The following is a 6,149-nucleotide window of genomic DNA, read 5'->3' as shown; positions in this document are numbered from 1 at the left end:
AAAACCTGCGGCTTGAAGGAATTGCCCGAATCCGAATTTTCATCTATTTTCTCCACAAAAGAAGACGTTAGAAACGCAATGAAACCAAAGGGTTTATGTGTACTGTGCAATGTTGACTTTCTGCTCATGACCGTTATCGGGTTCGCAGTGCCATCCTTGCACAGCAACATTAATTGGGCAATGCCTGATTTATATCTCTTGCTCCTCGCGGCACTCGCCGCAAACAAGGCGGCCTTCCATGCGCATCAGGTCCTCGGAGTGCATGCCACAATTGCCGCAAACTCCTGTGAACGTTTCATTTTTTGAAAAGCGCAGCTTTGCCTGCTCCACAAGTATCTCGGTCAGGGCCGGGTAGACCCTCACCAGGTCGCCTTCGGAGATTATGCCGACCAGCCTCTGCTTCTTGTCAATCACAGGCAGCCTCTTTATCTTGTTTGACCTCAGCGCCTTTGCGGCGGCAGCAAGGTTTGCGGATGCCTCAATGACTCGAAGGGGTGTTGACATTATCTCATGCAGCGTTGTTTTGGCGGGGCTTTTGCCCTCTGCCATAACCTTGTAGATCATGTCGCGCTCTGTGACAATGCCTTCCGCCTTGCCCTTCCGGGTCACAATCACGCAACCCACCTTGGTTTTCCGAAGCAACTTGGACGCATCGTCAGCATTCTTGTCTTGCGGAAGCGTGATGACTCCTACCGTCATCACATCTCCCACCCTAACGTCATCTTTCATGCGCTTATTGGGAAGTCAGAGTTTTTAAAGCATGGTTGTGCGTCCAAGTCATATTCGTCAATTGTCCAATATTTGACACCTGCGACAACACAAAACACGGCTATAATAGGCACTTCTAAAATCGGTCTGCCGCAAACCAGGCGAACAAACAATCCTAAAACAAGCAAACATTCGCAGTCAAAACCAGCTAACTTATACAAAAAACAATCGTGACACCGGTTTAAATGCTTTCCTGGGTTAATCAACAACATGCGATTAGCCATAACGAAAAACAGCATCGTACTTAGTGAATTCTCATTGGTTAGCGCAGTGTCCTTTTCAATCATTGTCAAGGAGTAAATGAGTCCAAAGGGTTTGGCAAGCGTCTTTGGGCTTTTAGAAATCTTTTAGCGCAAGCGCTATCGTTTTTTGGTATGGAATTTCCGCAACTGTTGCGGTTGCCTGCGTTATTTGCTGTTGATTAAAAAAACTTAGGTGAGGTGTTATAAATGAAAACATTAATGATGACAACTACGGAAAAAACAGGAACTAGAAAAGCAAACACAACTAGATTAAGTTTAAAGGGAGCCATGGGCAAAGTCAATCTCTTTTTGGAATGGCTTGACGGGAAGCGTGCTGGAAAAAATGGATCTGATAACCACGGGACCAGTCGTGCAAACCAAGTTTTCCCAAGCTTTCAAATGCCCGAGGAATTCATACATGCAAATCCAAGTAGTTTTGAGGAGATGAAAGAAAACAATCGCCATACAAAAAATCAAAACTCACACGGAAACGGGTGCATGGCAAATCGTGTATTGGAAGAGTACGCACCGCTGCTTGAGCTGACAAGTGAAGGCATGACATACTTGCATGAGCAAAGATTGCTTGAAAGAGAAGGCTGAAACCCTGCCATTGCATGAACCTGGCAAGTCGAAACCCTAGACATTTTTATACTGGCTTGCTAAACCAATGTCCTAGGTATACTTTATGTCATTTGGCGCATCAAAAAAGGGAAGCAGGGCAGAGCGTGAGCTAATCCACGCGTTTTCGCAGGCAGGCTTTTCGGTAATTAGGGCCGCAGGAAGCGGCGCAAACTCGCTTTCCCCTGATTTGCTTGCATTCAAGGGCCCCAGGCAATATGCATTTGAGTCAAAGGCAAGGGAAGGCACATCGCTTTCAGTTTCAAAGGAACAGTACCTAGGCCTGAAAATCTGGGAGGAGAATACTGGAATAACCACTTTTGTGGCATGGCGCAAGAATAGGGAAGGCTGGCGTTTTATCCGCCTTAACCTGTTTGAGGAGAACATGGCAAGCTACTCTGCATCAAGGGAAAGGGCAAACCTTGCCAACATAACCCTTGATGATTTGATAAAATAAGCAGCCTTTGGATTTTGCGTTTCGAAGTGCTGCTCAAACAATATGCCTGCCGGTACTTGCGTTTGGCAACCTTTCTCCTTTTCTATTTTGCCTCCCGTCCCCTTTCTGTCTCCTGTTCCATATGCTCTTTATCTCGTTAGTTTAAGGCAAGGTTTATATAAGCAACCAGGCTTAATTCTTCCATGAGGTTGCATCGGTTTTGCTTGCTTTTCCTTACTTTAGTTCTTGTCTATTTTATCCCCTCAATCTTTGCTGCCGGCGAAACAGACTGCACTTGCACTTGCACCAGCTCTTCAACATGCACAACTGCGCTAAATTGCTTTTTAAGCGGCGGCTCCCCGCAAAGGTGCACAACTGTTTTGCTTACCCAAAGCGTTTCCGTTGCTTCCGGGAATTTTATAAGCAACCCAGTAAATTGGACTAACAAGACATTCAACTGCCAGGGATACACAATCACGGGGCCTGGGGCTACCGGGTACGGATTTTACACAAGCGGCAAGATAAACAACACCATAATCAATTGCAATATCAAAAGCTTTAGCATAGGCATATACATTGACGGAACTTCAACCAGAACAAATGTCACGAATGTCAATCTGACTTCAAATGTCAATGGGATGTACTTTTCTTCAACAAGCGGAGTAAACGTGACCAATGCCAGGATTTCAGCAAGCACAACCACCGGCATTGAATTCCTTACTGTCACTGGCGTTGACATAAGTAATAGCACAATCAATGGCACCGGTTCATCGGGCTGGGGACTTTATACATCCATCGCAGCCGGAGCAGTAAAGCTTGTCAATAACATAATCAACAATACAAATAATGCAAACCTCCCGACGTCCACTCTCACCCTCAACACAACCAAATCAACTGGGCCAAACATTTACGGCACGCCTTTTTTGGGCGGGAACTACTGGGGAACGCCTTCCGGTACCGGCTACTCTGATACCTGCACTGATTTGGACAAGGACGGCCTTTGCAACAGCGGCCTTGCAATAAATGACTCTGGCACTGATTCCCTCCCACTCTCCAAATACTACTGCTATTGCAACAACAGCGCAAACAGCTGCCTCAACTCGCTCAACAACCCGATTTGCACCCTGACTTATCTGACTCGGTCAGGCAACACGACAACCGCGGCATTCGTCAACTCGCCTACAAACTTTTCAAATGCTATCTTTGACTGCCAGGGCTACTCAATTTTTGCCAACGGCACAGGCACTTATGGAATCCTGCTTAACAATGCCTCTGGAAGCCAGAATTCAACAATACGGAATTGCCAGTTCTACAACTTTACAAACGCCGGAATACTCATTGCAAACTTTTCGCAAAACATTACAATCGTAAATGTCACAATCAACGGCTCCTCAAGCGGCATATTCCTGTATAACACAACAAACAATGTAGTTGTAAACAGCACCATACAGCGCAGCAATATAACCGGAATTAATATTACCGGCTCAAGCAACAACCGGTTTTTCAACAACATCTACAATAACACCAACCTTCCGCTCTTTGCAAACATCTCATTTTCAAACAACACCACGAATACTGGCCCAAATAGCGGCAGTACTTTTAGGAACGGCTCGCCATTTGGCATTGTCAACTGGTCAAATCCTGGAAACGCAGCTGCGTCTGACACAAGCCTTGCAACCGCCTCGCTTACTGCGGCAAACAAGAACACCTCGTATCTCAATGCAACCGGATTTGGGTTTTCCGTGCCATCAAATGCCCTCATACTTGGAATAACAGTTGAAATCCAGAAAAATCGGACTTCCGGAACTGTAATGATGACAGACCAGGGGGTTTATCTTGTAAGAAACGGGACTGTTGTTGGAAGCAACCTTAGGAATACGTCAAACTGGACTGTTGCGCAGGCGTATTCGACTTATGGCAGCGGCTCGAATCTCTGGGGCGCGACTTGGGGCGTTGCTGACATTAATTCAGCATCCTTCGGGGTTGCAATAAGGGGCAATGCTTCAGGCACTGTCACTGCAAATATCAACCACATCAGGATTTCAGTCAACTACACTGTGGCAAACCCGGGCCAGAACTCAACCGGAAACACCTGGAACACAACTGAAATCACATTGACAAACAAGCTTGGCGGGCCGAACCTTGGAGGAAACTACTGGGCAAAACCGGCAGGGGCAGGGTATTCGGAATCAGACGGCACTTGCAAGGACTTGGACAGGGACGGCTTGTGTGACAGCGCGTATGCCTTTGACTCCTCAAACACCGACAGCCTTCCCCTGGCCTCATACAACTGCTATTGCACCCTGACTGCCAACGAGTGCAAAAACGCTATTGCAAGCCCAAGGTGCACAATGGTCTACCTGACCCAAAACGGGACTGTATCATCATCATTCATAAGCGGCGCGACAAACTGGTCCGGCAAGACATTTGACTGCCTTGGAAACAGCGTCTCGGGAAACGGAACTTCCCAGTATGGGATTTATGAGACTGTAGCAACAAACCTTGCAAATGCTACTGTGCGCAACTGCAGGTTCACTGATTTTACTTCAGGCACGCCATCTGCTGCAATAGGGACACTTGTCTCTGCGGCTTATAACATGACATTCGTAAATCTTACGTTAGTTTCAAACTCAGATGGCATTAGGTTCGGTGCAAGCATCACAAATAGCAAGTTTAACAATATCAATTCCACTCTCAACAGTGGCAGGGGGCTGTATTTGTATTCTGGGTCTGGAACAACTACGCACAACATACAAGTGGAGAACAGCACATTTTCAAGTAACGGCTTGTCTGGCGTTGAATTTGCAAACAATGTAAATTTCACAAACGTGACTGCAAGCTACAACGGACAAAAGGGGTTCTCAGGTGCAAGCAGCAATTACTTTACCGGAGTCAATGCAAGCTTTAATGGTCAAGATGGCATTAATGTTTATGCTACTAATGTCTTTGTATCTGTCAATGCCTCAAACAACAACCAGTCAGGAATTACTGTCACCCATGCTGGCAACGTATTCTCATCGGTGATTCTCCAAGAAAATCTCTTGTATGACTTATGGCTTTCTCACTTGAACCAATCGACAACAACAACCAACATAACTGGCTCTGGCGGGCGGCAAATCCGCTTCTACAACTCCACAACAACAATTGGCAACCTCACCCTCTCCCAGCTTATCATTGCCTATTTCAACAAAACAACCATAACAAACATCACAATCAACGGCTCAAGCAGCCTCAACAACAACGGTTTTTTCATTCACAACTCAGGCAACCTCACAATCAACAAGTCTGCAAGCAACTACAACTATTACGGCTTTTATGTTTCCACCTCTGACAAAATCAACCTGACAGACAACATTGCCTCTGGAAACAACCTTACTGGGTTTTACGTCTATAACAGCCTGAAGACGACGCTCACCAGGGTCAATGCGACTAACAATGTAGGCTCCGGCATCTTCTCTTCAGTTTCAACCAACACGACCGTCCGCTATGCCAATCTTTCAGGCAACCGCAATGGGCTTAGGGTAGAGCACACAATACCCGGGGGCGGCGGTGGCGGAGAAGGTTAGTCTTGCGCGGTCTGTATATGTTTAAACCAACCAAAATTGCGCATTTGGCCGCATTGCTGGTCCTCCTGCTAGCGTCTGCCATAAGCGCTGCCCGGACCGATGATATTTTCGTGAACATCACCGCCAATTCCAACACAAACCACGGCATTTTCATAGCAGGCGCCGACAACTTCATCCTCAACAACATAACCTCCTCTGGAAATACAAGGGACGGGATAAACCTGTGGTTTGCCAACAACAGCATTATCGCAAACAGCAGCATCTACGGCAACTCGGGCTTTGGCGTTTACATCAACAACACCAGCGCCAACAACCAGTTTTACAACAACCTGTTCAACAACACCGTGAACTTTGGCATCAACAACACGACCAACTCGGCAAACTCATGGAATCGGACTGAAGTTGCCGGGACAAGCATAATGTACGGCCCTAGCCTTGGCGGCAACTTCTGGGCAACGCCTTCAAACACCGGCTATTCACAAAACACCTCCTGCAATGACTCTGATGGCGATGGCATTT

General features: G+C 46.7%; 5 protein-coding genes. 4 read left to right on the top strand and 1 reads right to left on the bottom strand.

Annotation, left to right across the window (positions count from 1 at the left end):
- Window positions 1–189: 189 nt before the first annotated feature.
- Entirely contained in the window at window positions 190–729 is a 540-nt protein-coding gene (locus FJZ26_03405) for a CBS domain-containing protein (protein ID MBM3229452.1), read from the bottom strand.
- A 488-nt stretch (window positions 730–1,217) separates the two neighbouring features.
- On the opposite strand from FJZ26_03405, the gene FJZ26_03400 reads away from it, so the two are divergent.
- From FJZ26_03400 to FJZ26_03385, 4 genes are all read left to right on the top strand, one after another.
- Window positions 1,218–1,610 carry a hypothetical protein gene (locus tag FJZ26_03400; GenBank protein ID MBM3229451.1) on the top strand — a complete coding sequence of 131 codons (393 nt, stop codon included), beginning with the start codon at window positions 1,218–1,220 and terminating at the stop codon, window positions 1,608–1,610.
- Between the two features lie 85 nt (window positions 1,611–1,695).
- A complete protein-coding gene (locus FJZ26_03395; GenBank protein MBM3229450.1) occupies window positions 1,696–2,085 on the top strand; it encodes a hypothetical protein in 390 nt (129 codons plus the stop codon).
- 182 nt (window positions 2,086–2,267) lie between these two features.
- On the top strand, window positions 2,268–5,630 hold the full coding sequence (locus tag FJZ26_03390) for a hypothetical protein (protein ID MBM3229449.1): 3,363 nt from the start codon (window positions 2,268–2,270) through the stop codon (window positions 5,628–5,630).
- 17 nt (window positions 5,631–5,647) lie between these two features.
- Window positions 5,648–6,149 (top strand): hypothetical protein (locus tag FJZ26_03385; GenBank protein ID MBM3229448.1); only part of this gene is annotated, 502 nt, incomplete at its 3' end.

The organism is Candidatus Parvarchaeota archaeon (genome assembly GCA_016866895.1).
In the GTDB taxonomy this organism is placed as follows: Archaea; Micrarchaeota; Micrarchaeia; order Anstonellales; family VGKX01; genus VGKX01.
The sequence above is the reverse complement of the archived record's forward strand: the minus strand, read 5'-3'. Positions and strand labels throughout refer to the sequence as shown.

What these genes read in the sequence shown, in the direction of transcription:
- FJZ26_03405 (MBM3229452.1), bottom strand. Translation starts at nt 729, where the DNA reads ATGAAAGATGACGTTAGGGTGGGAGATGTGATGACGGTAGGAGTCATC.
- FJZ26_03400 (MBM3229451.1), top strand. Translation starts at nt 1,218, where the DNA reads ATGAAAACATTAATGATGACAACTACGGAAAAAACAGGAACTAGAAAA.
- FJZ26_03395 (MBM3229450.1), top strand. Translation starts at nt 1,696, where the DNA reads ATGTCATTTGGCGCATCAAAAAAGGGAAGCAGGGCAGAGCGTGAGCTA.
- FJZ26_03390 (MBM3229449.1), top strand. Translation starts at nt 2,268, where the DNA reads ATGAGGTTGCATCGGTTTTGCTTGCTTTTCCTTACTTTAGTTCTTGTC.